The sequence below is a fragment of the Vibrio sp. 2132-1 genome (assembly GCF_033344315.1).
The window spans coordinates 1-646 of sequence record NZ_JAWPON010000439.1; the positions used below are offsets into that span (position 1 = coordinate 1).

Consider the following 646-nt stretch of genomic DNA (forward strand, 5'->3'; position numbering starts at 1 on the left):
TTGAGTTTGGTGTAAACAGTAAGGCCGCTTCTTCATATTAGATATCACAAACCTTTCGATCACTGACCCGTGTCGGATTTACTTGGCGGCGTACCACATTCGCGTTTCATGATTTCCAGACCCGATTTAAAACAAGCGCGCCATGCCTTTTCAACGTCGGAGTTGTACTCATAATCACACTCTCGTACTGTTTCCATTAAGCTTTCAAACCAAATATCAATGTCTTCGGGTTTGATACCAATGTTTCCGATACCGTGCTTTTTGCCATACTTTTCCATCATTTTTCGCGCATCAGAAGACGTGTCTGTCATCATAAAAAAGACGATCGAGCCTTTGAGCATACGAACTTGCTTTTGCATATCTACGCCTTCAAATTTCTGCCGAAAGCTCTCTCCTTTCGACCAAAACTTGGCATAAAACCGCTCGAAAAAGTGCTCACTGAGAACACAACGCTCGTAACTGTCGTTGAAAACCTCAATCACATTCATGACCACTCCAAACGAAAACCAGAGTACAACTCATATTTTATGAGTGTAATTTAATATCTCAAACAAGGGGCAAGCGAATATCTCAAAGCTTGTAATTTTGGCCAAGAAACAGCAAAGACCACGTTCTCTACGCAGAGTTTGAAACATCATTCCCAAGT

Annotated in this window: 1 protein-coding gene; it reads right to left on the bottom strand. The window is 41.6% G+C overall.

Going from position 1 to position 646, the window contains the following annotated elements; translation table 11 throughout:
- Positions 1–59: 59 nt before the first annotated feature.
- On the bottom strand, positions 60–488 hold the full coding sequence (locus R8N47_RS25905) for a globin (protein ID WP_058964942.1): 429 nt from the start codon (positions 486–488) through the stop codon (positions 60–62).
- Positions 489–646: the final 158 nt, after the last annotated feature.